Source organism: Mesorhizobium sp. M1342, assembly GCF_040317955.1.
Taxonomy (GTDB): Bacteria; Pseudomonadota; Alphaproteobacteria; order Rhizobiales; family Rhizobiaceae; genus Mesorhizobium.
This window is the reverse complement of the sequence record NZ_JAMYLI010000027.1, coordinates 1-23,458: the sequence shown is the minus strand read 5'-3', so window position 1 is coordinate 23,458 and position 23,458 is coordinate 1. Positions and strand designations below refer to the sequence as shown.

General features: G+C 63.1%; 25 protein-coding genes. 15 read left to right on the top strand and 10 right to left on the bottom strand.

The annotated features are described in order from the left end of the window. Positions 1 to 95: 95 nt before the first annotated feature. The 4 genes from accD to NKH06_RS24885 form a co-directional block, all read right to left on the bottom strand. Positions 96 to 1,022 carry an acetyl-CoA carboxylase, carboxyltransferase subunit beta gene (gene accD, locus NKH06_RS24900; protein WP_023810617.1) on the bottom strand — a complete coding sequence of 309 codons (927 nt, stop codon included), beginning with the start codon at positions 1,020 to 1,022 and terminating at the stop codon, positions 96 to 98. Between the two features lie 98 nt (positions 1,023 to 1,120). After that, positions 1,121 to 1,960, bottom strand: coding sequence for a tryptophan synthase subunit alpha (gene trpA, locus NKH06_RS24895; protein ID WP_352611037.1), 840 nt, complete (start codon positions 1,958 to 1,960; stop codon positions 1,121 to 1,123). Between the two features lie 2 nt (positions 1,961 to 1,962). Next, positions 1,963 to 3,183 carry a tryptophan synthase subunit beta gene (trpB, locus tag NKH06_RS24890; protein ID WP_023810615.1) on the bottom strand — a complete coding sequence of 407 codons (1,221 nt, stop codon included), beginning with the start codon at positions 3,181 to 3,183 and terminating at the stop codon, positions 1,963 to 1,965. 33 nt (positions 3,184 to 3,216) lie between these two features. Further along, the gene (locus NKH06_RS24885) at positions 3,217 to 3,876 is read right to left on the bottom strand and encodes a phosphoribosylanthranilate isomerase (protein WP_352798319.1); all 660 of its coding nucleotides are present in this window, start codon (positions 3,874 to 3,876) and stop codon (positions 3,217 to 3,219) included. Positions 3,877 to 3,986: 110 nt separating this feature from the next. Here NKH06_RS24885 and NKH06_RS24880 point away from each other — a divergent pair, with 110 nt between their 5' ends. Continuing rightward, positions 3,987 to 4,205, top strand: coding sequence for a hypothetical protein (locus tag NKH06_RS24880; protein WP_352798317.1), 219 nt, complete (start codon positions 3,987 to 3,989; stop codon positions 4,203 to 4,205). Positions 4,206 to 4,510: 305 nt separating this feature from the next. Here the strand turns inward: NKH06_RS24880 and NKH06_RS24875 are convergent, their stop codons facing one another. The 4 genes from NKH06_RS24875 to NKH06_RS24860 all read right to left on the bottom strand — a co-directional run bounded on the left by NKH06_RS24875 (position 4,511) and on the right by NKH06_RS24860 (position 7,982). Beyond that, the gene (locus NKH06_RS24875) at positions 4,511 to 5,269 is read right to left on the bottom strand and encodes a M48 family metallopeptidase (RefSeq protein WP_352611041.1); all 759 of its coding nucleotides are present in this window, start codon (positions 5,267 to 5,269) and stop codon (positions 4,511 to 4,513) included. Between the two features lie 200 nt (positions 5,270 to 5,469). Next, the gene (locus NKH06_RS24870) at positions 5,470 to 5,952 is read right to left on the bottom strand and encodes a DUF2852 domain-containing protein (protein WP_023810611.1); all 483 of its coding nucleotides are present in this window, start codon (positions 5,950 to 5,952) and stop codon (positions 5,470 to 5,472) included. Positions 5,953 to 6,069: 117 nt separating this feature from the next. Continuing rightward, positions 6,070 to 7,212 (bottom strand): benzoate/H(+) symporter BenE family transporter, encoded by a 1,143-nt coding sequence (locus tag NKH06_RS24865; protein WP_352798314.1) that lies wholly within the window; start codon positions 7,210 to 7,212, stop codon positions 6,070 to 6,072. Continuing rightward, entirely contained in the window at positions 7,212 to 7,982 is a 771-nt protein-coding gene (locus NKH06_RS24860) for an alpha/beta hydrolase (RefSeq protein ID WP_023810609.1), read from the bottom strand. The genes NKH06_RS24865 and NKH06_RS24860 overlap by 1 nt, the downstream gene beginning before the upstream one ends. A gap of 203 nt (positions 7,983 to 8,185) precedes the next feature. On the opposite strand from NKH06_RS24860, the gene infC reads away from it, so the two are divergent. The 9 genes from infC (at position 8,186) to NKH06_RS24815 (ending at position 15,973) form a co-directional block, all read left to right on the top strand. Beyond that, positions 8,186 to 8,722, top strand: a complete 537-nt coding sequence (gene infC, locus NKH06_RS24855; RefSeq protein WP_023810608.1) for a translation initiation factor IF-3 — start codon at positions 8,186 to 8,188, stop codon at positions 8,720 to 8,722. A 128-nt stretch (positions 8,723 to 8,850) separates the two neighbouring features. Further along, complete coding sequence (locus NKH06_RS24850; protein WP_023810607.1) at positions 8,851 to 9,477, top strand: methyltransferase family protein; 627 nt, start codon at positions 8,851 to 8,853, stop codon at positions 9,475 to 9,477. 142 nt (positions 9,478 to 9,619) lie between these two features. Further along, positions 9,620 to 10,264: a methyltransferase family protein gene (locus NKH06_RS24845; RefSeq protein WP_023810606.1), complete on the top strand. Its 645-nt coding sequence runs from the start codon at positions 9,620 to 9,622 to the stop codon at positions 10,262 to 10,264. 182 nt (positions 10,265 to 10,446) lie between these two features. Beyond that, a complete protein-coding gene (gene rpmI / locus NKH06_RS24840) occupies positions 10,447 to 10,650 on the top strand; it encodes a 50S ribosomal protein L35 (RefSeq protein ID WP_006201248.1) in 204 nt (67 codons plus the stop codon). 148 nt (positions 10,651 to 10,798) lie between these two features. Beyond that, a complete protein-coding gene (gene rplT / locus NKH06_RS24835; protein ID WP_023672281.1) occupies positions 10,799 to 11,200 on the top strand; it encodes a 50S ribosomal protein L20 in 402 nt (133 codons plus the stop codon). A gap of 141 nt (positions 11,201 to 11,341) precedes the next feature. Next, a complete protein-coding gene (gene pheS / locus NKH06_RS24830) occupies positions 11,342 to 12,439 on the top strand; it encodes a phenylalanine--tRNA ligase subunit alpha (RefSeq protein WP_352554632.1) in 1,098 nt (365 codons plus the stop codon). Further along, a complete protein-coding gene (locus NKH06_RS24825; RefSeq protein WP_352773865.1) occupies positions 12,436 to 12,858 on the top strand; it encodes a GFA family protein in 423 nt (140 codons plus the stop codon). The genes pheS and NKH06_RS24825 overlap by 4 nt, the downstream gene beginning before the upstream one ends. After that, a complete protein-coding gene (gene pheT / locus NKH06_RS24820; RefSeq protein WP_352794344.1) occupies positions 12,855 to 15,332 on the top strand; it encodes a phenylalanine--tRNA ligase subunit beta in 2,478 nt (825 codons plus the stop codon). The genes NKH06_RS24825 and pheT overlap by 4 nt, the downstream gene beginning before the upstream one ends. Before the next feature lie 38 nt (positions 15,333 to 15,370). Further along, a complete protein-coding gene (locus NKH06_RS24815) occupies positions 15,371 to 15,973 on the top strand; it encodes a nucleotidyltransferase family protein (protein ID WP_352611044.1) in 603 nt (200 codons plus the stop codon). Between the two features lie 268 nt (positions 15,974 to 16,241). Here NKH06_RS24815 and NKH06_RS24810 read toward each other — a convergent pair whose 3' ends face one another. Continuing rightward, on the bottom strand, positions 16,242 to 17,237 hold the full coding sequence (locus tag NKH06_RS24810) for an aldo/keto reductase (RefSeq protein WP_352440499.1): 996 nt from the start codon (positions 17,235 to 17,237) through the stop codon (positions 16,242 to 16,244). Between the two features lie 96 nt (positions 17,238 to 17,333). On the opposite strand from NKH06_RS24810, the gene NKH06_RS24805 reads away from it, so the two are divergent. The 5 genes from NKH06_RS24805 (at position 17,334) to NKH06_RS24785 (ending at position 22,248) form a co-directional block, all read left to right on the top strand. After that, on the top strand, positions 17,334 to 18,224 hold the full coding sequence (locus NKH06_RS24805) for a LysR family transcriptional regulator (RefSeq protein ID WP_352440498.1): 891 nt from the start codon (positions 17,334 to 17,336) through the stop codon (positions 18,222 to 18,224). A 58-nt stretch (positions 18,225 to 18,282) separates the two neighbouring features. After that, on the top strand, positions 18,283 to 18,855 hold the full coding sequence (locus NKH06_RS24800) for a cytochrome b (RefSeq protein ID WP_352440497.1): 573 nt from the start codon (positions 18,283 to 18,285) through the stop codon (positions 18,853 to 18,855). Positions 18,856 to 18,922: 67 nt separating this feature from the next. After that, entirely contained in the window at positions 18,923 to 19,498 is a 576-nt protein-coding gene (locus NKH06_RS24795; RefSeq protein WP_352440496.1) for a YceI family protein, read from the top strand. Positions 19,499 to 19,565: 67 nt separating this feature from the next. Next, positions 19,566 to 20,552, top strand: coding sequence for a Gfo/Idh/MocA family protein (locus NKH06_RS24790; RefSeq protein ID WP_352440495.1), 987 nt, complete (start codon positions 19,566 to 19,568; stop codon positions 20,550 to 20,552). A 40-nt stretch (positions 20,553 to 20,592) separates the two neighbouring features. After that, a complete protein-coding gene (locus NKH06_RS24785) occupies positions 20,593 to 22,248 on the top strand; it encodes an FAD-binding dehydrogenase (RefSeq protein WP_352440494.1) in 1,656 nt (551 codons plus the stop codon). A gap of 32 nt (positions 22,249 to 22,280) precedes the next feature. Here the strand turns inward: NKH06_RS24785 and NKH06_RS24780 are convergent, their stop codons facing one another. Then, positions 22,281 to 23,219 (bottom strand): alpha/beta hydrolase, encoded by a 939-nt coding sequence (locus NKH06_RS24780; protein ID WP_352440493.1) that lies wholly within the window; start codon positions 23,217 to 23,219, stop codon positions 22,281 to 22,283. Between the last annotated feature and the right edge of the window lie 239 nt (positions 23,220 to 23,458).

Genomic DNA, 23,458 nt, shown 5'->3' with positions numbered 1-23,458 from the left:
CTGAAAACCAGAATCGTTTCGGATGGCCATGGCAATCAAAAGCTACAGCGCGCCGAAGCCCTCGTGCAATCGCGGTCGCGGCGCCTCGTGTCGCTTCAGGCTTGCGGCCGAGCTTCCGCGGCGACCGCCGCCGGCGGCAGGATTTCCGGCTCCAGCGGCTTTTGCTCCTCCGGCAGCTTGAGCAGCATCTTGAGCAGCCGCGATATGGTTTCGCGCAGCTCCAGCCGCGACACCACCATGTCGACCATGCCGTGCTCCATCAGATATTCGGAGCGCTGGAAGCCGTCGGGCAATTTCTCGCGGATCGTCTGTTCGATGACGCGCGGTCCGGCAAAGCCGATCAGCGCGCCGGGCTCGGCAATGTGCACGTCGCCCAGCATGGCGTAGGAGGCGGTCACGCCGCCCGTGGTCGGGTTGGTCAAAACGACGATATAGGGCAGGCCGGCTTCCTTCAGCCGGTCGACACCGATCGTTGTCCGCGGCAATTGCATCAGGGACAAAATACCTTCCTGCATGCGGGCGCCGCCGGAAGCGGCGAACAGGATCAGCGGCCGCTTGCGCTGCAGGGCCACTTCGAAGCCATGCACGATGGCGTCGCCGGCAGCCATGCCGAGCGAGCCGCCCATGAAGGCGAAGTCCTGCACCGTGACCACCACCGGCAGACCCTCGACGGTGCCCAGCGCATTGATGATCGCGTCCTCAAGGCCGGTCTTGGCCTTGGCGTCCTTCAACCGGTCGACATAGCGCTTCTCGTCGCGGAATTTCAGCGGATCCTGCATCACCTTGGGGTTGTCCAGGGTCTCGTATTTGCCGCCATCGAAGAAGAATCTCAGCCGCTCCTTGGCCGAAATCTTCATATGATGGCCGGACGAGGGAATGACGAACTGGTTGGATTCCAGGTCCTTGTGGAACACCATCTCGCCGGTCTCCGGATCCTTGATCCAGAGGTTCTCGGGCATGTCGGTGCGCCGGCCGAGCATCGAATTGATCTTCGGGCGAACGTAATTGGTGATCCAGTTCATCGCTTCGGCTCCTGTCCTGACGAAGAGTTAGTGCATGTCGCCTAAAAGTGGAAACCGGTTTTGGGATAACGACATGCGCAAAAGCTGAGGTAGGAGAACTATTCGGCAGCAGCAAGGCGGGCCGAACGCACGCCTTGCGCAAGGCCGCTGACCAGCGTGGCGACGGCTTCGGCCGGATCGGCGGTCTTTTCGCCCTTCGGTCCCAGCACATTGGCTACCGCATTGACGATCGCGGTGCCGACGACCACGCCGTCGGCATTGGCGCCGATCACCCGGGCCTGCTCGGCGGTCTTGACGCCGAAGCCGACGCAGACCGGCAGGTCGGTATGGCCCTTGATGCGCTTGACCGCCGCCGCCACCTTGCCGGTGTCGGCCAGCGCCGAGCCGGTGATGCCGGTCATCGAGACGTAATAGACGAAGCCCGACGTGTTCTGCAGCACCTTGGGCAGGCGCTTGTCGTCGGTGGTGGGTGTGGCCAGCCGGATGAAATTGATGCCGGCTTTCAGCGCCGGAATGCACAGTTCCTCGTCCATCTCCGGAGGCAGGTCGACGACGATCAGCCCGTCGATGCCGCTGGCGATCGCGTCCTTGAGGAAGCGGTCGACGCCATAGATGTAGATCGGATTGTAGTAGCCCATCAGCACGATCGGCGTCTCATTGTCGCCGGTCCGGAAGTCGGCTGCCATCTTCAGCGTCTTGACCAGCGTCTGGCCGCCTTTCAGCGCCCTGAGACCCGCCGCCTGGATTGCCGGGCCGTCGGCCATCGGATCGGAGAACGGCATGCCGAGCTCGATGATGTCGGCGCCAGCCTTGGGCAGTGCCTTCATGATCGACAAAGAGGTGTCGTAGTCCGGGTCGCCGCCCATGAAATAGGTGACGAGCGCCGGGCGGCCTTCGGCTTTCAGTTTTGCCATGCGGCGGTCGATGCGGGTCACCATGATCAGATCTCCATGCCCAGCATCGAAGCCACCGTGTGCACGTCCTTGTCGCCACGGCCGGACAGGTTGACGATGACGATCTGGTCCTTGTCCATGGCGGGCACGATCTTCACCGCATGCGCAATGGCATGCGCGGATTCCAGCGCCGGGATGATGCCTTCGACGCGCGTCGTCAGCTTGAAGGCCTCCAGCGCTTCGTCGTCGAGGATCGGCACATATTCGACGCGGCCTGAATCACGCAGCCACGAGTGCTCCGGGCCGACACCAGGGTAATCGAGGCCGGCCGAGATCGAATGGCCATCCATGATCTGGCCGTCAGAGTTCTGCAGGAGATAGGTACGGTTGCCGTGCAGCACGCCGGGCGCGCCGGCATTCATCGACGCGCAATGCTCGATGCCGTCGAGACCGCGCCCGCCGGCTTCGATGCCGATGATGCGGACATCCTTGTCGTCGAGGAACGGATGGAACAGGCCGATGGCGTTGGAGCCGCCGCCGACAGCGGCGATGATCGTGTCCGGCAGCCGGCCCTCCTGTTCGAGGATCTGCGCCCGCGCCTCGATGCCGATCACCGACTGGAAATCGCGCACCAGCTCCGGATAGGGATGCGGGCCCGCAGCGGTGCCGATCAAGTAATAGGTGTCCTCGACATTGGTCACCCAGTCGCGCAACGCCTCGTTCATGGCGTCCTTCAGCGTGCCGTGACCGGCGGTCACCGGCCGCACTTCGGCGCCGAGCAGCTTCATGCGGAAGACATTGGGGCTTTGCCGGGCGACGTCGGTGGCGCCCATATAGACGACGCAGGGAAAGCCGAAGCGGGCCGCGACCGTGGCCGACGCCACGCCGTGCTGGCCGGCGCCGGTCTCGGCGATGATGCGCTTCTTGCCCATGCGCTTGGCCAGCAGGATCTGGCCGAGGCAATTGTTGATCTTGTGCGAACCGGTATGGTTCAGATCCTCGCGCTTGAAATAGACCTTTGCGCCGCCGAGATGCTTCGTGAGGCCTTCGGCGAAATAAAGCTTCGACGGCCGTCCGGCATAGTGGGTCGACAGGTCAGTCAGCTCGGCCCTGAAATCCGCATCGTTCTTGACCTCGTTCCAGTGCCGCTCCAGATCGAGGATCAGCGGCATCAGCGTTTCGGCAACGAAACGACCGCCGAAAATGCCGAACATGCCCTGTTCGTCGGGTCCGGTGCGGAAGGAATTGGGTGTCGCCGGCTTGTTCATCGCCGATCTCCTGGCTTGTCGTTTACAGCACGCTCAGGCTGCGCGGGTGTTCCGCGCGGCCCTGACGGCCCGGAAAAACTGTTCGATCAGCGCCGGATCCTTGATGCCCGGCGCGCTTTCCACGCCTGAGGAAATGTCTATTCCGGGCGGGTCGGCAAGCCGAAGGGCATCGCCGATATTGGCGGCGTTGAGCCCACCGGAAAGCATGTAATCGACGCTGCCGTCAAGGCCGGCGAGGATGTGCCAGTCGAAGGCCACGCCGTTGCCGCCCGGCAGTTGCGAGCCTTTCGGCGGCTTGGCGTCGAACAGGAACCGGTCGGCTATGCCGATGAACGGCTTTATCCGTTCGAGATCGGCGGCCTCGCTGAGCGGCAGCGCCTTCATCACCGGCAGGCCATAGCGGGCTTTGACCTCGGCGACGCGCTCGGGCGTTTCCGCACCATGCAGCTGCAGCATGTCAGGCTGCATTTTGGCAACGATTTCATCAAGGAAGGCGTCGCTGGTATCTACGGTGACGGCAACCGCCATCGCCTTGCCGCGCGCAGTCTCGCGCAGACGGCCAGCCTCGGCAGGTTCGACATAGCGCGGGCTTTTGGCGAAGAAGATAAACCCGACATGGCTGGCGCCGCCGGCCAGCGCCGCGGCCATTGCCCCGTCGGTCTTCAAGCCGCAGATCTTGATGTCGAGTGCCATGGCGCGGGAATTGGCATGAAAAGCGAAAAGAGTCGAGAAAAAGCATGCTGTTTGCCGACACGGCCAAAGGCGCTACCTATGGATGAACAGGACACGGCGGGAGCACGATCATGACCGACAGGACAATTGCCGAACTCAGGCAGAAGGTCGCGCAGGCGCGCGAGGTCATCGCGCACCTGATCGACAAGGCTGCCTTCAACGGCGCCGAAGCGCACCGGGCGCTCGACTATTTCGGCGGCGATGAATTCGACGGCAATTTCCTGCCGTGGCCGCATCATGGCGATGAGGGGTTGCGGCCGGAAGAGCTTAATGCGGCGAATGACGACTGAATTTCGTCATCCTAGGGCGGAGCGACGCGAAGCGGAGCGCAGACCCTAGGATCCATGCCGTGACATCCACCGAAGGATGCGGCGGTGGAGAATGAACGCGTTGCTGAAAAGGTCGTTTTGTTCTGGCGGATATCCGAGACCTGCACCGTTGCGGCGCTCGTGCGTCACGGCATGGATCCCAGGGTCTGCGCCGCGTCGCTTCGCTCCTTGCTCCGCCCTAGGATGACGACGTTGGAGATAGCTTCGCCAATCTCCAACGGTCGCGCGAGTAGCCTACTGCGCTCGACGTGCCGCTCGGCTGCCGCCTACTCGAACATGATCGCCTGCAGCGCACCGCCATTGCGCTTCAGCCAGTCCTTGCAGCGATCGGTGTCGGGGCAGAGCTTTTCGCACAATTTCCAGAATTTCGGACCATGGTTCATCTCCTTGAGATGCGCCACTTCATGCGCGACGAGATAGTTGATGACCGGCGACGGCGCCATCATGATGCGCCAGGAGAAGGACAGATTGCCTTCGGAGGTGCAGGAGCCCCAGCGGCTCGACGTGTCCTTGAAGCGGACGGCCTTGGCGCGTTTGCCCAACGCCTGGGTGTGCTTGAGCACCAGCTTCTCGATGTCCTTCTTGGCCTCGCGCTTGAGGAAGTCGGCGATGCGGCGCGGTAGGTGTATGCGATCGCCGTGCACGATCAGCAGCGGGCCGCGCTCATCGCTCGACACCGTCACGGTCCCGCGCTTTGATGGCTCATGGACGATGCGGTGCGCCACGCCACGCACCGGGATCCTGATGCCGGGCCGCACCTGCGGCCGCGTCGGCACCTTGGCCAGTCGCTGCTCCAGCCAGTCCTGGTGCCGCTCGAGGAACCTGTCCACCTCGCCGCGGCGCAGGCCTGGCGGCACGGTGATGCGCAGACCCTGACCGCCTGAATCGATGCGCAGCGTCATTCGGCGCGCCCTGGCGCTCTCGACGATCTTGAGCGGCAGCGTGCGGCCGGCGACGCAATATTCGCGTTCCACGACAGGCGTGGGCTTGGGCTTTGTCAGATTGCGAAAGAAGCCGAGAGTCATGGCGGGACGATACGCGATTCGAGAAAAACGACTAGAACAAAAAAGAAACGGCGCCGCTCGCGCGACGCCGTCGTCATACCTTGGCCTGTCCTACAGAGCCGCGCGTCCTCTGGGACGCGCAAAGGACGCTGTAGCACTTTAAGTTGGCGCATGATCCTTTCCGAAAACCGGTTCCGATTTTCGGGGTCATGCGTCGGGCCTCAGTCGTCAAGCAGGTTCGAACCCTTGCCACGCTTGGTGGTCGTCGTTCCGGCGCCCGGATCGGTCTTCGTCGGAGCCGTCGACTTGTTGCGGTTGGCCATGAACCGGTCGAACTCGTCCTGATCCTTGGCGCGGCGCAATTCGCGGGCATACTCGTCGAACTGGGTCAGCATCTCGTCGAGCTTGCGACGCTCTTCGTTCAGGCGCTCCAGTTCCTTTTCGCGCCAGTCGTCGAAAGCGACGTTGCCGGTGCGGGCGGAGCCATTGCCCCAGCGCGCGGCCTTGTCGGAACCGCGGCGGCATCCGGCGAAGATGCCGTCGGTCGCGCGGTTGACGTCACGCTTGAAGCCATCGAGGCGGTCGCCCCAGATGATGTAGGCGAGCATGGCGAAGCCGAGTGGCCAGAACACCATGAAACCCACAACCATCAACGCGATGGTTGCCGGCGTCCAGGCCGGACGGATCAATGCGGATGTGTTCATTTTCTCCCATTCCTTCGGTTGGAGACAGCCAAACCCGGCTGCGTGGAATCGAAATGGGAAGAGAAAAACGGCGATTCAAGACAATGTCCGTCAAATCCGGACAAGCATCTGAAATGATTATCGCTTTTTGATCATATCGAGGAAAAGCACGACCAGCCCGGCAATCAGGCCCCAGAATGCGGCGCCAACGCCGAACAGCGTCAGACCCGACGCGGTGACGACAAAGGTGACGGTGGCGGCCATGCGATCCGCCTCTTCCTTCAGCGCGATAGACAGCGCGTTGGCGAGCGACGCCATCAGCGCCAGGCCTGCCACCAGCACGATCAGGCTCTGCGGCAGCACCGCGAAGATCGCCACCAGCGAAGCGCCGAAAATCGCAAAGATGAGATAGGCGAGCGCATAGAACGGGCCGGTCTTCCAGCGCTCGGCGGGATCGGGGTGGACGTCCGGCCCGGTGCAGATCGCCGCCGAGATCGCCGCCAGATTGGTCGTCGAGCCGCCGAACGGCGCCGAGAGCAGCGAAAACAGGCCCGTGACACCGATCAGCGGGCCGGGCTCCGGGTGATAGCCGGCGGCGCGCAGCACGGCGAGGCCGGACAGGTTTTGCGACGCCATGGTGACGAGATAGAGCGGCAGTGCCAGGCCGATCACCGCCTTGGTGGTGAAGTCAGGCGCAATCAGCGTCAGCGTCGACAGTTCCGGTGTCGGCAGGCCACCGACACGGCCGGTGAGGAAAGCGGCGAGGCCACCGCCGATCAGAACCGCCAGCACCGACAGCGCCGGGTTGAACAGCCTGATAACGAAGAAGACGGCGATCAGCGGCAGGATCAGCCACGGGTCGATCGGAATGGTCTTCACCGCATTGAGCGCGAAGGTGACGACGATGCCGGCCAGCATGCCCGAGGCGACGGAGGGCGGTATCCTCGAGATCAGCTTGGTCAGGGGCCGAAACAGCCCTGTGGCGATCAGAAGGACGCCGGTGACGATGAAGGCGGCGACGGCCTCGCTCATCGAAAAGCCGCTCGATGCCGCGATCAGCGCCAGGCCCGGCGTCGACCAGGCGGTGATGACAGGCATTTTCGTGCGCCATGACAGCCACAGGCTCTCGATCGCCATGGCCAGGCAGATCGTCGTCACCCAGCTTGCCGTCTCGATCTGCGTCGCACCGACTGCGGTGGCGGCTGCGATGACGATGGCCAGCGTGCCGCCGAAGCCGACGATCGCCGCGACGAAGGCGGATATCGGGATGGAAAGGCGCATCAGTTTCCCCTCTGCGCCATCGCATCGACGGCCCGCACCAGCATGTCGAGATCTTGGGGTCGCGACAAGCGATGGTCGCCGTCGGGGATCAATGACAGTGTCACGTCGTCGGCGGGCAGCAAGCTGACCAGCTTCAGTGCGTGGCTTGCAGGCACGTCCGCATCGGCCAGGCCCTGCAGGATGTGCACCGGGCAATGGGTGTCGATCGGGCCTGTCATAACCCGGTTGTAGCGCCCGTCCTCGATCAGGGCGCGGGTGTAGATGTAGGGTTCCGTGGAATAGTCCGACGGCTCTTCGAAGAAACCTTTTTTGGCGAGATCGCGCTTCTGCGCCTTGGTCAGCACCGGTTCGACCAGGTCGGCGGTGAAATCCGGGGCTGGCGCCAGCAGCACCATGCCGGCGACGTTGCTATCGCCTGCCTTGCGCAATTCCTGCACCATGCGCAGCGCGATCCAGGCGCCCATCGAGGAGCCGACCAGGATCTGGCTGCCCCGGGTGAAATGCCGGAACACGGCAAGGCTCTGCGCAAGCCATGTCGAAATCGTGCCGTCGGCAAAGGCGCCGCCGGATTCGCCATGGCCAGAATAATCGTGGCGCAGGAAGGCGCGGCCTTCTTTCGCCGCCCAGTCCGTCAGCGTCTGCGCCTTCGTGCCCAGCATGTCCGACTTGTAGCCGCCGAGCCAGACGATGCCTGGCGCAGAGCCAGCAGTATGGCGCACCGCGATGCGCGATCCATCTACATCCAGAAAGATTGGGGGCGTAGCAGTCATGGCTTTTCCTCAACGCGGGTCTTGTGACACAGCCGGTGGCGTGGCGAAAAGTGCTCACGATGTTGTTTGTTTGGTGCAGAGCAGCGATCAGGGTGATTTTCTGTCAATGCTGTGCTATTGACTCCGCCCGCGCGCTCACCACATTGCGCGTCCACGCATCAACACTGACGAACCTGAACGAAACGGCCAAGGAGACCACGACCATTCGCAGACCTTTCAAAGCAGCGGCGCCGACCAAGGATGGCCCGCGCTCCAACCGTGACATCCGGGTTCCCCGGGTCCAGCTTATCGACGCCGATGGCCAGAACCGCGGCGATATTTCCATCAACGATGCGTTGCTGCTCGCCGAAGAGGCTGGGCTCGATCTCGTCGAGATATCGCCCAATGCGGTGCCCCCCGTCGTCAAGATCCTCGATCTCGGCAAGTTGAAATACGCCAACCAGAAGAAGGCGGCCGAGGCGCGCAAGAACCAGAAGGTCATCGAGATCAAGGAGATCAAGATGCGCCCGAACATCGACAGCCATGACTACGAGACCAAGATGAAGGCGGTTCGCCGCTTCTTCGAGGAAGGCGACAAGGTCAAGCTGACGCTGCGCTTCCGTGGCCGCGAGATGGCGCATATGGAACTCGGCATGCAGCTTCTGAACAAGGTCCGCGAGGAAGTGGCGACGATTGCCAAGGTCGAAGCGGAACCGAAGCTCGAAGGCCGCCAGATGATGATGGTGCTGTCGCCGCGCTAGAGCGATCCCCGTCAAAAGCAAAGGCCGCTTCGGCGGCTTTTGTTTTGTTTTGCCTCCGCCATGATTTCTCCGCAAGTTGCTTCGACAAGGATTCTGGTTGCCGGTCCTCGCGGCGAAAGGATTCTCCCATGACCGCTGCGGCACGTTCTACAAGTGAAATGGGTCGCTATCAGCGGCGCCGGCGCGTCCTGCTGGCGCTGCTAATCGGCGCTTTTTGCGCTTTGCTGATCTTCGGCGGCTCCCCGCACGATGAACTGACCCACGAACGCATAGAGGCGCACGGGATCGCCCTGATACTGATCGGAATCGGCGGCCGGCTCTGGTCGATCCTCTATATCGGCGGCCGCAAGTCGGCCGAAGTGGTTGCAACCGGCCCATATTCGGTGATGCGCAACCCGCTGTATTTTTTCTCCACCGTAGCGGCCGTCGGCATCGGCACCCAGACCGGCAGCGCGATCGTCGCGGTAGCGTCGGCGGTTTTGTGCGCGGCCGCGTTCCACATCGTCACGCTGCGCGAGGAACGGCATTTGACGACCGTGCTCGGGGCGCCGTACAAGGACTACGTTGCACGGGTGCCGCGTTTTTTTCCCAATCCCCGGCTTTATCGCGATCAGGCCGAGGTCACCTTCACACCGCGCATCTTCAATCACACGCTGCGCGACGGCTTGATGTTTCTGGTTTCCATACCGTTTTTCGAACTCATCGAGTCCGGACAGGAAAGCGGTGTAATTCCCGTCCTCTTCTGGCTGTATTGAGCTGCGGTAGGCAGTCAAAAGAGGCGACATGCATTAAATCCGCCTGAATTATCCTGCAAGCCGTCCCAACGATCGGCGGGGCCCTGTTTTCTTGGCCAGAAGCTGCGATCGCCGGCAAGTTTTTCGACGATCGGATTCCGCCATGGTCAATGAAATCAAGTCTGCGCCCGTCGAGGCACACGGGCTGGGCAACTACCAGCATATGCGCCGCATGGTGCTTGCGGTGCTGGTGGTGGTGCTGTTTCTGGCACTGCTGTTCGGCCAATCGACGTTTCCGCCTGAAACCTGGGTGCATGAGTCGATCGAAATGTTCGGCGTGCTGCTGATTTTCCTCGGCATCGTCGGGCGCCTTTGGGCGACGCTCTACATAGGCGGGCGCAAATCTTCCGAGGTGGTGACCGGCGGGCCTTACTCGATCACCCGCAACCCACTTTATGTGTTCTCGACCGTGGCCGCGGCGGGCGTCGGCGCCCAGATCGGCTCGTTCTCCGGCATCATCCTCTTTGCGCTGCTGTGCGCGGGTGCCTTCCACATCGTCATCCTGCGCGAAGAGAAGTTCCTCAAGGAAGCGCTCGGCGCGCCGTACCAGGCCTATCTGGAGAAGGTGCCGCGCTTCTTCCCGAAGCTGTCGCTCTACCAGGAGGGCGATACGGGCAGCTTCAAGCCCCGCCTGTTGCTGACCACGCTGCTCGACGGCCTGGTCTTCCTCGTCGCCCTGCCGGCCTTCGAGCTGATAGACGGAGCCCAGCTGTCAGGCATGTTGCCGGTCTGGTTCACGCTGCCCTGACCAAGGACACAGCGCCGCATCTCCACAGGTGTTGCACGCGGGCCGTCTTTGACGTATAGCACCGCCGTTCAAGAAAACCGCCCGGCAGGGCATGCCGTGGCGGTTTCATTTGCTTTTCGGGCTTTGGTCGGCCCGAAGCGAACAAGAAGCGCGATAGTGCGCCAACAATACGGAGTAGCAAAATGCCCAAGATGAAGACCAAATCGGCCGCCAAGAAGCGGTTCAAGATCACAGGTACGGGTAAAGTCCTGTCGGCTGCGGCCGGCAAGCGTCACGGCATGATCAAGCGTTCCAACAAGTTCATTCGAAATGCCCGCGGCACGATGGTTCTGGCTGAACCGGATGGCAAGAAGGTCATCAAGAATTTTCTGCCGAACGGTCTCTAGGGAATGATGCCAAAAAGTTGCAGACTTTTTGGAAAACATCATTCGCCAAAATAAGATCATTCGGTCCGGACACGCATTTGTTTTACGCAATTCCGAACGGAAAACCGCAAGGCACTTTTCCTGGAATTGCTTTTAAGGAGATCATGACATGGCACGCGTAAAAAGAGGCGTCACTTCGCACGCCAAGCACAAGAAGGTCCTGAAAGCCGCCAAAGGCTTCTACGGCCGCCGCAAGAACACCATCCGCATCGCCAAGCAGGCGGTGGAAAAGTCGATGCAGTACGCGTATCGCGACCGCAAGAACCGCAAGCGCTCGTTCCGCGCGCTGTGGATCCAGCGCATCAACGCCGCGACGCACGAGCATGGCCTGACCTATGGCCGCTTCATCGACGGCCTCAACAAGTCGGGCATCGAGATCGACCGCAAGATCCTGTCGGACATGGCCATCCATGAGCCGCAGGCTTTCGCAGCCCTGGTCGCCAAGGCCAAGGTGGCGCTCGAATATCTGAAGAACACCACGCCGAACGCTTTTGAAAGCGCTGTCGCCTAAGACCAGCGCTTCCCAAGCATTCGCAATTCTGATTTGGGGAACCCGCGCTGGCACGGCTGGCGCGGGTTTTTCTTTTGCCTGAACTTTCAACTTAAAAGTGACTTTCACTTTGAGCTGATTTCCAACGTAGCGAGTTTGACCGTGAACGACGCAACCACTGGCCTGGATACGCTTGAAAACTCACTTCTGGCCGAAATCGCCTCGGCCGCCGATGAGCCGGCCATCGAGGCCGTGCGCATCGCTGCTTTCGGCAAGAAGGGCGCCGTGTCCGAGATGCTGAAGACCCTTGGCGCCATGACCGCTGAGGAGCGTCAGGTCAAAGGCCCCGCAATCAACGGACTCAAGAACCGCGTCACAGATGCGCTGACGGTGCGCAAGGCCGAGTTGAAAGATGTGGCGATCACCGCCCGCCTCGCCGCCGAAAGGGTCGATGTGACGCTGCCGGTGCGGCAGTCGCCGGCCGAGCGCGGCCGTATCCACCCGATCAGCCAGGTCATCGATGAGATCGCGGCGATCTTCGGCGACCTCGGGTTTTCCATCGCGGAAGGTCCCGATATCGAGACCGATTACTACAATTTCACTGCGCTGAATTTCCCCGAAGGCCATCCGGCGCGCGAGATGCACGACACCTTCTTCTTCCAGCCGGACGAGAAGGGCGAGCGCAAGCTTCTGCGCACCCACACTTCGCCGGTGCAGATCCGCACCATGGAGACGAAGAAGCCGCCGATCCGCATCGTCATTCCGGGCAAGACCTACCGCCAGGATTCGGACGCCACTCACTCGCCGATGTTCCATCAGGTCGAGGGGCTGGTGATCGACAAGACGGCCAACGTCGCCAACATGAAGTGGGTGCTGGAGGAGTTCTGCAAGGCCTTCTTCGAGGTGCCGCAGGTCAAGATGCGCTTCCGGCCGTCCTTCTTCCCGTTCACCGAGCCGAGCCTCGAGGTCGACATCCAGTGCGACCGCTCCAGGCCCGGCGAAGTGCGCTTCGGCGAAGGCTCCGACTGGATGGAGATCCTCGGCTGCGGCATGGTCCATCCCAACGTGCTGCGCCATGGCGGGCTTGATCCGGACGAATATCAGGGCTTTGCCTGGGGCATGGGCATCGACCGCATCGCCATGCTGAAATATGGCATGCCGGACCTGCGCGCCTTCTTCGACGCGGACGTCCGCTGGCTGTCGCATTACGGCTTCAGGCCGCTCGACATGCCGACGTTGTTCGGAGGCCTGAGCGCATGACAGCGCCCTACGCCGGCGGCTGCCGCTGCGGCGCCGTGCGGTTCGAAGCTTCCGTCGAACCGCATCACGTCAGCTATTGCCATTGCGGCGATTGCCGGCGGGCCAGCGGCGCGCCGGTGTCGGCCTTTGTCGGCTTCCTGGTCGATCAGGTCGCGTTCACCGGCAAGGCGCTGAAGATGTATGAGAACGGCCCGGTGACGCGCTCGTTCTGCGGCACTTGCGGCTCGCCCATCGCCTATGTCGACGAGCGGCTGGAAGACGACATCTACTTCATGCTCGGCGCCATGGACATGCCGGCCGATTTTGAGCCGACGCAGCATGCCTATGTCGGCGAACAGCTTGCCTTCCTGCATATATCCGACGACCTGCCGAGACATCTGAAAACAAGCGTCAAAAGACCAGACGGAACAGTCCCATGAAATTCACCCTCTCCTGGCTCAAGGACCACCTAGAGACCGACGCCACGCTCGACGAGATCGTCGAGCGACTGACCTCGATCGGCCTCGAAGTCGAGCATGTCGACGACAAGTCGAGCCTGAAGCCCTTCGTCATCGCCAGGGTGCTGACGGCGGTCCAGCATCCCGATGCCGACCGGCTGCGCGTGCTGACCGTCGATACGGGCGACGGCAAGTCACCCGTGCAGGTCGTCTGCGGCGCGCCAAACGCCCGCGCTGGCCTGATCGGCGCCTTTGCTGCGCCCGGCACCTATGTGCCCGGCATCGACGTGACGCTGGCGGTCGGCAAGATCAGGGGGGTCGAGAGCCACGGCATGATGTGTTCCGAGCGCGAGCTGGAACTGTCAGACGAACACAACGGCATCATCGACCTGCCCGAGGATGCGCCGGTCGGCACCAGCTTCGCCGCTTATGCGCATATCGACGATCCGGTCATCGAGATCAATTTGACGCCGAACCGGCCGGACGCCACCAGCGTCTATGGCGTCGCCAGGGATCTGGCGGCGAGCGGGCTTGGCCGCCTCGTCGGCGGCGCCATCATGCCGCATGTCGGCAACGGCATGTGTCCGGTCAAGGTAACGATCGAAGCGCCGGAGCTTTGCCCTGGCTTCGCGCTCAACCTGGTCAAGGGCGTCAAGAATGGGCCGTCGCCGAAATGGCTGCAGCAGCGGCTGATCGCCATTGGCCTGAGACCCATCAGCGCGCTGGTCGACATCACCAATTACGTCACCTTCGACCGCGGCCGCCCGCTGCATGTGTTCGACGCCAGCAAGGTTGCCGGCAATCTCGTCGTGCGCCGCGCGCGCGATGGTGAAAAGGTGCAGGCGCTCGACGGCCGCGAATACACGCTGACGCCGGAAATGTGTGTCATCGCTGATGACAATGGCGTCGAGTCCATCGCCGGCATCATGGGCGGCGAGCATTCGGGCTGCGACGAGAACACGACCGACGTGCTGATCGAATCCGCCCTTTGGGATCCGATCACCACGGCGCGCACCGGCCGCACGCTCGGCATCATCACCGACGCGCGCTACCGCTTCGAGCGCGGCGTGGACCCCGAATTCATGGTTCCCGGCGTCGAGTTGGCAACGAAACTGGTGCTCGATTTCTGCGGCGGCACGCCGACCGAAATGGAAGTCGTCGGTTATGCCGACTATCAGCCGAAGATCGTTTCCTTCCCGCTGGCGGAAGTGAAGCGGCTGACCGGCATCGAGGTCGACGAGGATGAGAGCCTATCTATCCTTGAGCGCCTGGGTTTCAGTGCAGAGCCAACCTATCGACCCCATGCCAACTATGTTGCTCCGCCGCCCGGCACACGAGATTTCTCGTCTCAAGAAAAGATATCGGGCGTCTTCGACGTCGCCGTGCCGTCCTGGCGCCCCGACGTCGATGGCAAGGCAGATCTGGTCGAGGAAGTCATGCGCATCCACGGCGTCGACAACATCGCGCCGCAGCCGCTCGGTGCGCATGACGCGGTCAACGCCAGGATACTCACCACGCTGCAGGTCCGTACCCGCACCGCCAAGCGCGCGCTTGCCGTGCGCGGCATGATGGAAGCCGTCACCTGGTCGTTCATTCCGGCCAAGCATGCCGAGCTGTTCGGCGGTGGCCAGACCGCGCTGAAGCTCGCCAACCCGATCGCCGCCGACATGTCCGACATGCGGCCGTCGCTGCTGCCCGGGCTGATCGCCGCTGCACAGCGCAATGCCGACAAGGGTATTGGCGACGTGGCGCTGTTCGAAGTGTCGGGCACCTATGAGGGCGACGGCGCCGACCAACAGCGGCGCGTCGCCGCCGGTGTGCGTCGCGGCACCGCCAAGCTCGACGGCTCCGGCCGCAACTGGGCCGGCAATTCGGGTGCGGTCGGCGTGTTCGACGCCAAGGCCGACGCGATCGCCGCGCTCGAAGCCTGCGGTGCGCCGGTCGAGCGGCTGCAGATCGAGGCCGGCGGTCCAGCCTGGTACCATCCCGGCCGTTCCGGCACCATCAAGCTCGGCCCGAAAACCGTGCTCGGCACCTTTGGCGAATTCCACCCGAAGACGCTGGAGGGGCTCGATGTTTCCGGGCCGCTGTGCGGCTTCGAGGTGTTCGTCGATGCGGTGCCCGAACCGAAGGCCAAGCCGACGAAAACCAAGCCGAAACTGGAACTGTCCCCCTTCCAGGCGGTCAAGCGCGACTTCGCTTTCGTCGTCGACAAAACGGTCGAGGCCGGCACGCTGGTCCGCGCGGCGCTCGCCGCCGACAAGAAGCTCATCACGGGCGTTTCGGTCTTCGACATCTTCGAAGGCGCTTCGCTCGGCGAGGGCAGGAAGTCTATTGCCATCGAAGTGTCGATCCAGCCGGTCGAAAAGACGCTGACCGACGAGGATTTCGAGGCACTGGCCAAGCGTATCGTCGAGAATGTCGGCAAGCAGACGGGCGGCGTTCTGCGCGGCTAAGACTTGCGAGCAGATGGCGAATCGCCCTCCAAAGGGCGATGGACCATCTGCGGTATTCCGGACTTCCTTTCGAAGAACAGCGCGCGGCGTTTCTCGCCATCGTGCCTGCCGACCCGCTGGTCCGCGACGCGCTGGCGCGGGCTCGCACGCTCGACCTGCCGGGCTGGCTGGTGGTGTCCGGCGCGCTCTACAACAGTGTCTGGAACCACCTGACCGGCAAGCCTTCGGGTTACGGCATCAAGGACGTTGATCTCTTCTACTTCGATGACAGCGACCTGTCCTACGAGGCCGAGGACGCGGTGATCCGCCGGGCGGCGCGGCATTTCGAGGGGCTAGCGTTGCCGGTCGAGGTGCGCAACCAGGCGCGGGTGCATCTATGGTATCCGCAGAAGTTCTGCCAACCCTGCCCGCGCTATTCGAGCGCCAGCGAATCCGTCAGCTATTTTGCGTCGAAGACCCATGCGGTGGGTGTGCGATACGATGCGGATGGGCAGCTCGAGATCGTGGCTCCATTTGGTCTTGACGATATTTTTTCGTTCCGCATCACACCGAACCGGGTGATGGACAATCAGCGCACGCATGAGGTGAAGGGCAGACGCGCCCAGGAGTATTGGCCGGAGACCACTGTCGTGCCTTGGTAGGGAGTTGCCGGAATGTTGGCGCGAGGCACCCCCCTCTGGCCTGCCGGCCATCTCCCCCGCAAGGAGGGAGATTGGCAACTTCATCGGCGGCACCCTTCTTGCAACGTTGGTGATTGGCGAAAGCCGGCGTGACATCCGATCTCCCCCCTTGCGGGGGAGATGTCCGGCAGGACAGAGGGGGGTGCCTCGCGCCAACGTCACGCAACCTTCTGCACCATCGCGCATGAAAAGGGGCGCCGAAGCACCCCTTCCGCTTACTCACCAGCTTTCACCCATTCACCAGCGCCAACTCCTTCTGCGCATAGCGCCTACCGACCACCTTGTCGGGCGACAGCGCATCGCCAATCGCCTGCACCTCGACAGCGCTAAGTGCAATGTCCGCCGCCGCCGTGTTCTGCTCGAGATGGCGGATTTTGCGCGCACCGGGGATCGGTACGATGAAATCGCCCTGGTGCAGCACCCAGGCCAGCGCCAGCTGCGCCGAGGTTGCGCCCTTTTCAGCCGCCAGCTTTTCCAGCGTGGCGATGACGGCGGCATTGGCTTCCATCGCCTCGGCCTGGAAGCGCGGCAAGGTCCGGCGCCAGTCGTCGTCGCTCAAGGCCTCGGGCTTGGCGATCGTGCCGGTCAGCAGCCCACGGCCGAGCGGGCTATAGGGAACGAAGCCGATGCCGAGCTCGCGGCAGACGGCGAACACCTCGTCTTCCGGGTCGCGGCTCCACAGCGAATACTCGCTCTGCACGGCCGATATCGGATGAACGGCATGGGCCCGGCGGATGGTCGCGGCACTCGCCTCGGACAGGCCAAGCGCGCGCACCTTGCCCTCGCGCACCAGTTCGGCCATGGCGCCGACCGTATCCTCGATCGGCACGTTGGGGTCGACACGGTGCTGATAGTAGAGGTCGATCACATCGGTGCCCAGCCGTTTCAGCGAGGCCTCGGCGACCGCCTTGACGTGCTCGGGGCGGCTGTCGACGCCCGCCATGCGGTCGAGGCCTGTACCTTCCTCCAAAATCTTGAAGCCGAATTTTGTCGCGATCGTCACCTTGTCACGCACCGACTTCAGCGCCTTGCCGAGCAGGATCTCGTTCTCGTAAGGGCCATAGACTTCCGCCGTGTCGAAGAAATTGACGCCGATGTCGACGGCGCGGTGCAGCGTGGCGATCGCATCGGCTTCCGCTTGGCCGCCATAGGCGAAGCTCATGCCCATGCAGCCGAGGCCGACGGGGTAGACGTTCAATTCAGTTCCTAGCTTGCGGGTTTGCATAACGCGTCTCCTTGTTGCGATGTGGGAGAAATAGCGCCTTGCCTTGTGTTCGATAATCGGTTTTAATCCGCACGGGCTGTACTAAAAGATAGATCAATGAATCGAGCGCATCTTTCACAACTGGCGGTGCTGGCGACTGTCGCTCAATGCGGCAGCTTTCGCGGCGCTGCCAGGGAATTGGCCATCGCGCCTTCGGCGGTTAGCCACGCGGTATCCAGCCTCGAAGCCCGGCTTGGCGTGCGCCTGTTGGCACGCAGCACGCGCAGCGTTGCCCCGACCGAGGAGGGCGCGCAACTGCTCGAGCGATTGCGGCCGGCGCTTTCCGAGATCGACCTGGCGCTGGAGACGGCAATCGAAGCGCGCGACCGGCCGGCCGGCAATCTGCGGCTGACCGTGCCGCGCACGGCGGCCCATTTGGCGCTGACGCCACGGCTGGGCGCCTTTGCGTCGGCCTATCCCGACATCGTGCTGGAGATCGTCATCGAGGACCGCTTCACCGACGTGGTGGAAGGCGGCTTCGATGCTGGAGTCAGGCTAGGCGAGAGCCTGCAGCGCGACATGATCGCGGTGCGCATCGGGCCGGACCTTCGCGGCGCGGTGGTCGGCGCCCCGGTCTATTTCGAGGTGAGCCCCAAGCCGCTCCACCCGCGCGACCTAGCCGGCCACCGCTGCATCCGCTTCCGCTTCTCCAGCGGCATCCTCTACCGCTGGGAATTCGAGAAAGGCCGCGAGAGGATCGAGATGGCGGTGGAGGGACCGCTGATCCTCGACGAGGACCATCTGATCGCCCAGGCGGCGGTCGACGGCGCCGGGCTTGCCTTCGTCTTTGAGGATTATGTCCGCGCACCGCTCGCCGACGGCAGGCTGATCCGCGTGCTGGAGGACTGGTGCCCGCCCTTCGACGGCTTCTTTGTCTATTATCCGAGCCGCCGTCAGATGCGGCCAGCGCTTAGGGCGTTTGTCGATTTCTTCAAGGTGAGTGGATAGAGCGGGCTCGCCCCTCCCCCTGGTGGAAGAAAACCGGCATCGCGGTCGTTCACCAACGATGCAAACATCGATCACCAATAGCACGACCCGCTATGGCTGGGGCGCGATCATTCTCCACTGGCTGATTGCGCTGATCTTCATCGGTCAGTTCGGGCTCGGCTTCGTCATGGTTCGGCTGACCAGTCAGCGCACCGCCTTCGAACTGATCCAACTGCACAAATCCTTCGGCTTTCTGCTGCTCGGTCTGGTGGTGCTGCGCGTCGCCTGGCGCCTCGGCAATGCAACGCCGCCGCTGCCGCGCTCGGTCGGAACCCTGGAGCGTCGGGCCGCCCCGCTGGTCCATTTTGCGCTCTACGCGTTCCAGCTTGCCTTGCCCTTGTCCGGCTGGGCGCTGGTGTCGGTGTCGATGCTGGAGATCCCCAGCCTGCCGTTCAACCTGTTCGTCATGCCGAACCTGCCGCTGGCTGAATCGGATGGCGCCGAAAGCTTCTGGGCGGCAACGCATTGGTATCTCGCCTATGCCGGCATGGCGCTGGTCGCTCTCCATGTCCTGGCGGCGCTGCGTCATCATTTCCAGCTCAGGGATGGCGTGCTTACGCGCATGATCACGCCTTCGTCAGATGCGGAATAGATCGGACGGCTCATTCGTTGACGGGGCGAGGACGCACACAGCGCCGCCTCCAAAAAGGAACACCTCCATGTACACGCGCATCCTCGGATTTGCGGCGGTCGCCGCTTGCCTTGCCATGCCTGTTTCAGCGGCCGTCGCGCTTGGTGACGCCGCCGGCAGCTATTCGATCAGCCCGGCCAACTCCAGCATCCGCTTTTCCATCGGCAAGGTCGGCGGCGGCGGCCTTGATGGCGCCTTCGCCCGCTTCAAGGGCTCGATCCGCATCGACAACAGCGATGTCGCGCGCTCGCAGGTCAATTTCACCATCTTTCCCGAAAGCGTCAGCACCGGCCAAGGCCGTATCGATGCCTTCCTGCGCTCCGACGCGGTGTTCGATGCCGCCAAGAACCCGGAAATCCAGTTCCGCTCGACCAGCGTGACCCGAACCAGCGACACCACGGCCCTCGTCAGCGGCCGGCTGACGGCGCGCGGCAAGACGTTCCCGGAAAAATTCACGGCCGAGCTTGGCGGTCTCAAGGCTGGCACCATAAAATTCCATGTCACCGGCAAGGTGTTGAGGTCACGCTACGGCATGGATGTCGGCACGCCGATCTATTCCAACATCGTCGACTTCGACATGACGCTGACCGGCAAAAGGGGCTGACCTTGTCATTGGCTTTTCCGGCGATTTCGGGCAAACCTCGTCGCCTGTAATCGAGAGGAGAAGCCTGATGTTCCGATGGGGTGTGTTGTCGACGGCCAAGATCGGCCGCGAGCATTTGTTGCCGGCCATGGTCGAGGCGGAGAATGGCGTGCTGTCGGCGATCGCCAGCCGCGACCTGTCGAAGGCCAAGGCGCTCGCCGACCGCTTCGGCGCGCGGCATGCCTTCGGCTCCTATGAGGAACTGCTCGCCTCGAAAGAAGTAGACGGCGTCTACATCCCGCTGCCGACTTCGCAGCATGTCGAATGGACGGCAAAGGCCATCGAAGCCGGCAAGCACGTGCTGGTCGAAAAGCCGCTGGCGCTCGACGCCAACGACATTCTTCCGCTGATCAAGCTGCGCGACCAGAAAAAGGTGCTGGTCTGCGAGGCCTTCATGGTCATCTACCACCCGCAATGGATCAAGGTACGCGACCTGATCGCCAGCGGCGCCATCGGCCGGCTGCGCCATGTGCAGGGTGCCTTCTCCTACTACAATGTCGACCCCAGCAACATGCGCAACCAGCTCGACCTCGGCGGCGGCGCGCTGCCCGACATCGGCGTCTACCCGACCGTGTCGACGCGCTTTTCGACCGGCAAGGAGCCGCTGCGCGTGCAGGCGACGATCGAGCGCGACCAGAAATTCGGCACCGACATCTACTCCTCGATCCGCGCCGATTTCGGTGACTTCGAACTGTCCTTCTACCTGTCGACGCAGATGGCGGCGCGCCAGGTCATGGTGTTCCACGGTGAGAAGGGTTTCATCGAGTTGTTCTCGCCTTTCAATGCCGGGCTCTACGACCACCACCGCGTCGAACTGCACAACCAGAACCACTCCGAGGCGCAGGTGTTCCGCTTTCCCGGCACGCAGCAGTACCGGCTGGAGGTCGAGACCTTCGCGCGTGCGGCACAGGGCGGCAAGGAGCGCGTCTTCACGCTGGAGGAATCTGTGCTCAATCAGAAAGTCATCGATGCCATCTTCCGCGCCGGCGGCAAAGAAGGCTGGGAGGCCGTCTGACCCCTTGCGTTGAATTAGCCGGCTAATTCTGGGAGGAAAGATGGCTGACGATGCGGACGTGATCATTGTCGGCGCTGGCCTTGCAGGGCTGGTTGCCGCCGCCGAGCTTGCCGAGGCCGGCAAGAAAATCATCATCGTCGACCAGGAGCCGGAGCAGTCGCTCGGCGGCCAGGCGTTCTGGTCGTTCGGCGGCCTTTTCCTCGTCGATTCGCCCGAGCAGCGGCGCATGCGCATCCGCGATTCGCATGACCTGGCGCTGGAAGACTGGCTGGGCACCGCGGCTTTCGATCGGCCCGAGGATTTCTGGCCGCGCAGATGGGCGGAAGCCTATGTCGGCTTCGCCGCCGGCGAAAAACGCTCCTGGCTGATGCAGCGCGGCCTGAAATTCTTTCCGGTGGTCGGCTGGGCCGAGCGCGGCGGCGGCAATGCCATCGGCCACGGCAATTCGGTGCCGCGCTTCCACATCACCTGGGGCACCGGCCCCGGCGTTCTCGAACCGTTCGTGCAGCGCGTGCGCGAGGCACAAAAACGCGGATTGATAAGCTTCAAGTTCCGTCATCGGGTCAATGAACTGACGCGGACGGGTGCTGTTGTGACCGGTGTGCGTGGCGACATCCTGCAGCCCAGCGCTGTCGAGCGCGGCCACAAGAGTTCGCGCGAAATATCAGGTGATTTCGAGCTTCACGCCCAAGCGGTGATCGTCGCCTCCGGCGGCATCGGCGCCAACCATCAACTGGTGCGGGAGAATTGGCCCAAGCGGCTTGGCACGGCGCCCAAGCGCATGATCACCGGTGTGCCCGACCATGTCGACGGCCGCATGCTGGCGATCACCGAACGGGCCGGCGGCTCGATCGTCAACCGCGACCGCATGTGGCACTATGTCGAGGGCATCAAGAACTGGGCGCCGATCTGGACCGACCATGCGATACGCATCCTGCCCGGCCCGTCATCGCTGTGGCTCGATGCGCGCGGCAAGCGCTTGCCGGTGCCGCTCTATCCCGGTTTCGACACGCTGGGCACGCTCTCCCACATCATGAGCACAGGCTTTGACTATTCCTGGTTCATCCTGACCAAAAAGATCATCCAGAAGGAGTTCGCGCTGTCGGGCTCCGAGCAGAACCCTGATTTGACCGGCAAGAGCTGGCGCCAGGTGCTCGGCCGCGCCACATCTGGCATTCCGGGTCCGGTCAAGGCGTTCATGGAGAAGGGCGAGGATTTCATCGTCGAGGCTGATTTGCCGGCGCTGGTCGCGCGCATGAACGCGCTTGCCGGCGGTGAGCCGCTTCTTGAGGTGGCCCAGGTCGAGCGCGAAATCCGCGCCCGCGACCGGCAGCTCGACAATCCGTTCTCCAAGGACATGCAGATCACCGCTTTGCGCGGCGCCCGTGCCTATCTCGGCGACCGGCTGATCCGCACGGCAAAGCCGCACAAGATGCTCGACCCGGCAAACGGCCCGCTGATCGCGGTGCGGCTCAACATCCTGACCCGCAAGACGCTGGGTGGCCTGCAGACCGACCTCGACAGCCGCGTGCTGGATGCCGATGGCCTGCCGGTCGCCGGGCTCTATGCGGTCGGCGAAGCCGCCGGCTTCGGCGGCGGCGGCGTGCATGGCTATGCGGCGCTCGAAGGCACCTTCCTCGGCGGCTGCATCTTTTCCGGCCGCAGCGCCGGCCGGTCGGCGGCTGCCTCGGTGTAATAAGGTTTCAGGCGGCGAGGCGAAAAGACCGCTCACCAGTGCCAGGCACCCTGTCCAAGGGCAGCAACCGCGTCAACGATCCGGGTAAAACTCGCGCGGGCGCGGCCGACCGTGTGCCGGGCCCTGAGATAGCCGTGCACCAGGCCCGGTTCCTCGAACCAGTATGCCCGTCCGCCGGCCGCGACGATGCGGTCGCGATAGGCTTCGCCGTCGGACGACAGGGGATCGCATTGCGCGGTGATCAGCACTGTCGGCGGCAGGTAGGCGAAATCGGCGTCGGCAAGCGGCGACTGCGTGATGTCGCCGGTGCCGTCTTGCCCGCCGGTGCGGATGTTCTTGTAGAATTCGAGATCGCGCGTGGTCAGCATCGGCGCTTCGGCATGCGTTATGTACGATCCTTGCGACCGGTCGCCGCCGAGGCCGGGATAGATCAGCACCTGGCCAACCGGCCTTTTCGAATGGCCGCGCGTGGCGTGACTGACGGCGGCGCAGAGATTGCCGCCGGCGCTGTCGCCGCACAGCAGAATTGGGTGGTTGCGGGTGGAGGTGGCCCATTCGAAGGCGCTCATCGCATCGTCGAAGGCGGCCGGATGCAGATGTTCCGGCGCCAGCCGGTAGTCGACCGAAACCACCTCATAGCCGGTGCGGGCACAGAGTTCAGCGCAGACATCGTCGTGGCTGTCCAACCCACCAAGGATAAAGCCGCCACCATGGACATAGAGCACCGTCACCGCAGCCTCGCGTGTGCTTCGGTAGATGCGGATCGGGATGTCGTGCGTGGGCGTTGCAATGGCGGATGTTTCAACCGTGACCCCCTCGGGGTAGCCGGCAAAGAATTCCCGGCACATGCGATCGTAAATCTCGCGCTGCTGCGCGATCGTGTAGTCGATCGTGTCCGGTGGATAGTAAGAGTTGGTCCGCTCGATGAAGGCCCAGGTCTCGGCGTCGATGAGGGTTTTGTAGTCGGTCATGAGTGAGGCTGCCGAAGTCGAACCTGGGCACCCCCCTCTGGCCTGCCGGCCATCTCCCCCGCAAGAGGGGAGATTGGCAGTTTCGATCGCGGTGCTCTTCTTGCAGCGTCGACTATTGGCGAAAGCAGAAACGACGTCCGATCTCCCCCCTTGCGGGCCCGTTGCGTTATTAAGTTATAGGGGCAAGGAGGGAGGGTCAGGCCAATGTGGGGTGCCTTGCGGCTCGGGTTTGAGGCCGG

Bases quoted from the DNA above. Each gene is read 5' to 3' on its own strand.
- accD (WP_023810617.1), bottom strand. From the start codon at position 1,022: ATGAACTGGATCACCAATTACGTTCGCCCGAAGATCAATTCGATGCTC.
- trpA (WP_352611037.1), bottom strand. From the start codon at position 1,960: ATGGTGACCCGCATCGACCGCCGCATGGCAAAACTGAAAGCCGAAGGC.
- trpB (WP_023810615.1), bottom strand. From the start codon at position 3,183: ATGAACAAGCCGGCGACACCCAATTCCTTCCGCACCGGACCCGACGAA.
- NKH06_RS24885 (WP_352798319.1), bottom strand. From the start codon at position 3,876: ATGGCACTCGACATCAAGATCTGCGGCTTGAAGACCGACGGGGCAATG.
- NKH06_RS24880 (WP_352798317.1), top strand. From the start codon at position 3,987: ATGACCGACAGGACAATTGCCGAACTCAGGCAGAAGGTCGCGCAGGCG.
- NKH06_RS24875 (WP_352611041.1), bottom strand. From the start codon at position 5,269: ATGACTCTCGGCTTCTTTCGCAATCTGACAAAGCCCAAGCCCACGCCT.
- NKH06_RS24870 (WP_023810611.1), bottom strand. From the start codon at position 5,952: ATGAACACATCCGCATTGATCCGTCCGGCCTGGACGCCGGCAACCATC.
- NKH06_RS24865 (WP_352798314.1), bottom strand. From the start codon at position 7,212: ATGCGCCTTTCCATCCCGATATCCGCCTTCGTCGCGGCGATCGTCGGC.
- NKH06_RS24860 (WP_023810609.1), bottom strand. From the start codon at position 7,982: ATGACTGCTACGCCCCCAATCTTTCTGGATGTAGATGGATCGCGCATC.
- NKH06_RS24850 (WP_023810607.1), top strand. From the start codon at position 8,851: ATGACCGCTGCGGCACGTTCTACAAGTGAAATGGGTCGCTATCAGCGG.
- NKH06_RS24845 (WP_023810606.1), top strand. From the start codon at position 9,620: ATGGTCAATGAAATCAAGTCTGCGCCCGTCGAGGCACACGGGCTGGGC.
- rpmI (WP_006201248.1), top strand. From the start codon at position 10,447: ATGCCCAAGATGAAGACCAAATCGGCCGCCAAGAAGCGGTTCAAGATC.
- rplT (WP_023672281.1), top strand. From the start codon at position 10,799: ATGGCACGCGTAAAAAGAGGCGTCACTTCGCACGCCAAGCACAAGAAG.
- NKH06_RS24825 (WP_352773865.1), top strand. From the start codon at position 12,436: ATGACAGCGCCCTACGCCGGCGGCTGCCGCTGCGGCGCCGTGCGGTTC.
- pheT (WP_352794344.1), top strand. From the start codon at position 12,855: ATGAAATTCACCCTCTCCTGGCTCAAGGACCACCTAGAGACCGACGCC.
- NKH06_RS24815 (WP_352611044.1), top strand. From the start codon at position 15,371: ATGGACCATCTGCGGTATTCCGGACTTCCTTTCGAAGAACAGCGCGCG.
- NKH06_RS24810 (WP_352440499.1), bottom strand. From the start codon at position 17,237: ATGCAAACCCGCAAGCTAGGAACTGAATTGAACGTCTACCCCGTCGGC.
- NKH06_RS24805 (WP_352440498.1), top strand. From the start codon at position 17,334: ATGAATCGAGCGCATCTTTCACAACTGGCGGTGCTGGCGACTGTCGCT.
- NKH06_RS24800 (WP_352440497.1), top strand. From the start codon at position 18,283: ATGCAAACATCGATCACCAATAGCACGACCCGCTATGGCTGGGGCGCG.
- NKH06_RS24795 (WP_352440496.1), top strand. From the start codon at position 18,923: ATGTACACGCGCATCCTCGGATTTGCGGCGGTCGCCGCTTGCCTTGCC.
- NKH06_RS24790 (WP_352440495.1), top strand. From the start codon at position 19,566: ATGTTCCGATGGGGTGTGTTGTCGACGGCCAAGATCGGCCGCGAGCAT.
- NKH06_RS24785 (WP_352440494.1), top strand. From the start codon at position 20,593: ATGGCTGACGATGCGGACGTGATCATTGTCGGCGCTGGCCTTGCAGGG.
- NKH06_RS24780 (WP_352440493.1), bottom strand. From the start codon at position 23,219: ATGACCGACTACAAAACCCTCATCGACGCCGAGACCTGGGCCTTCATC.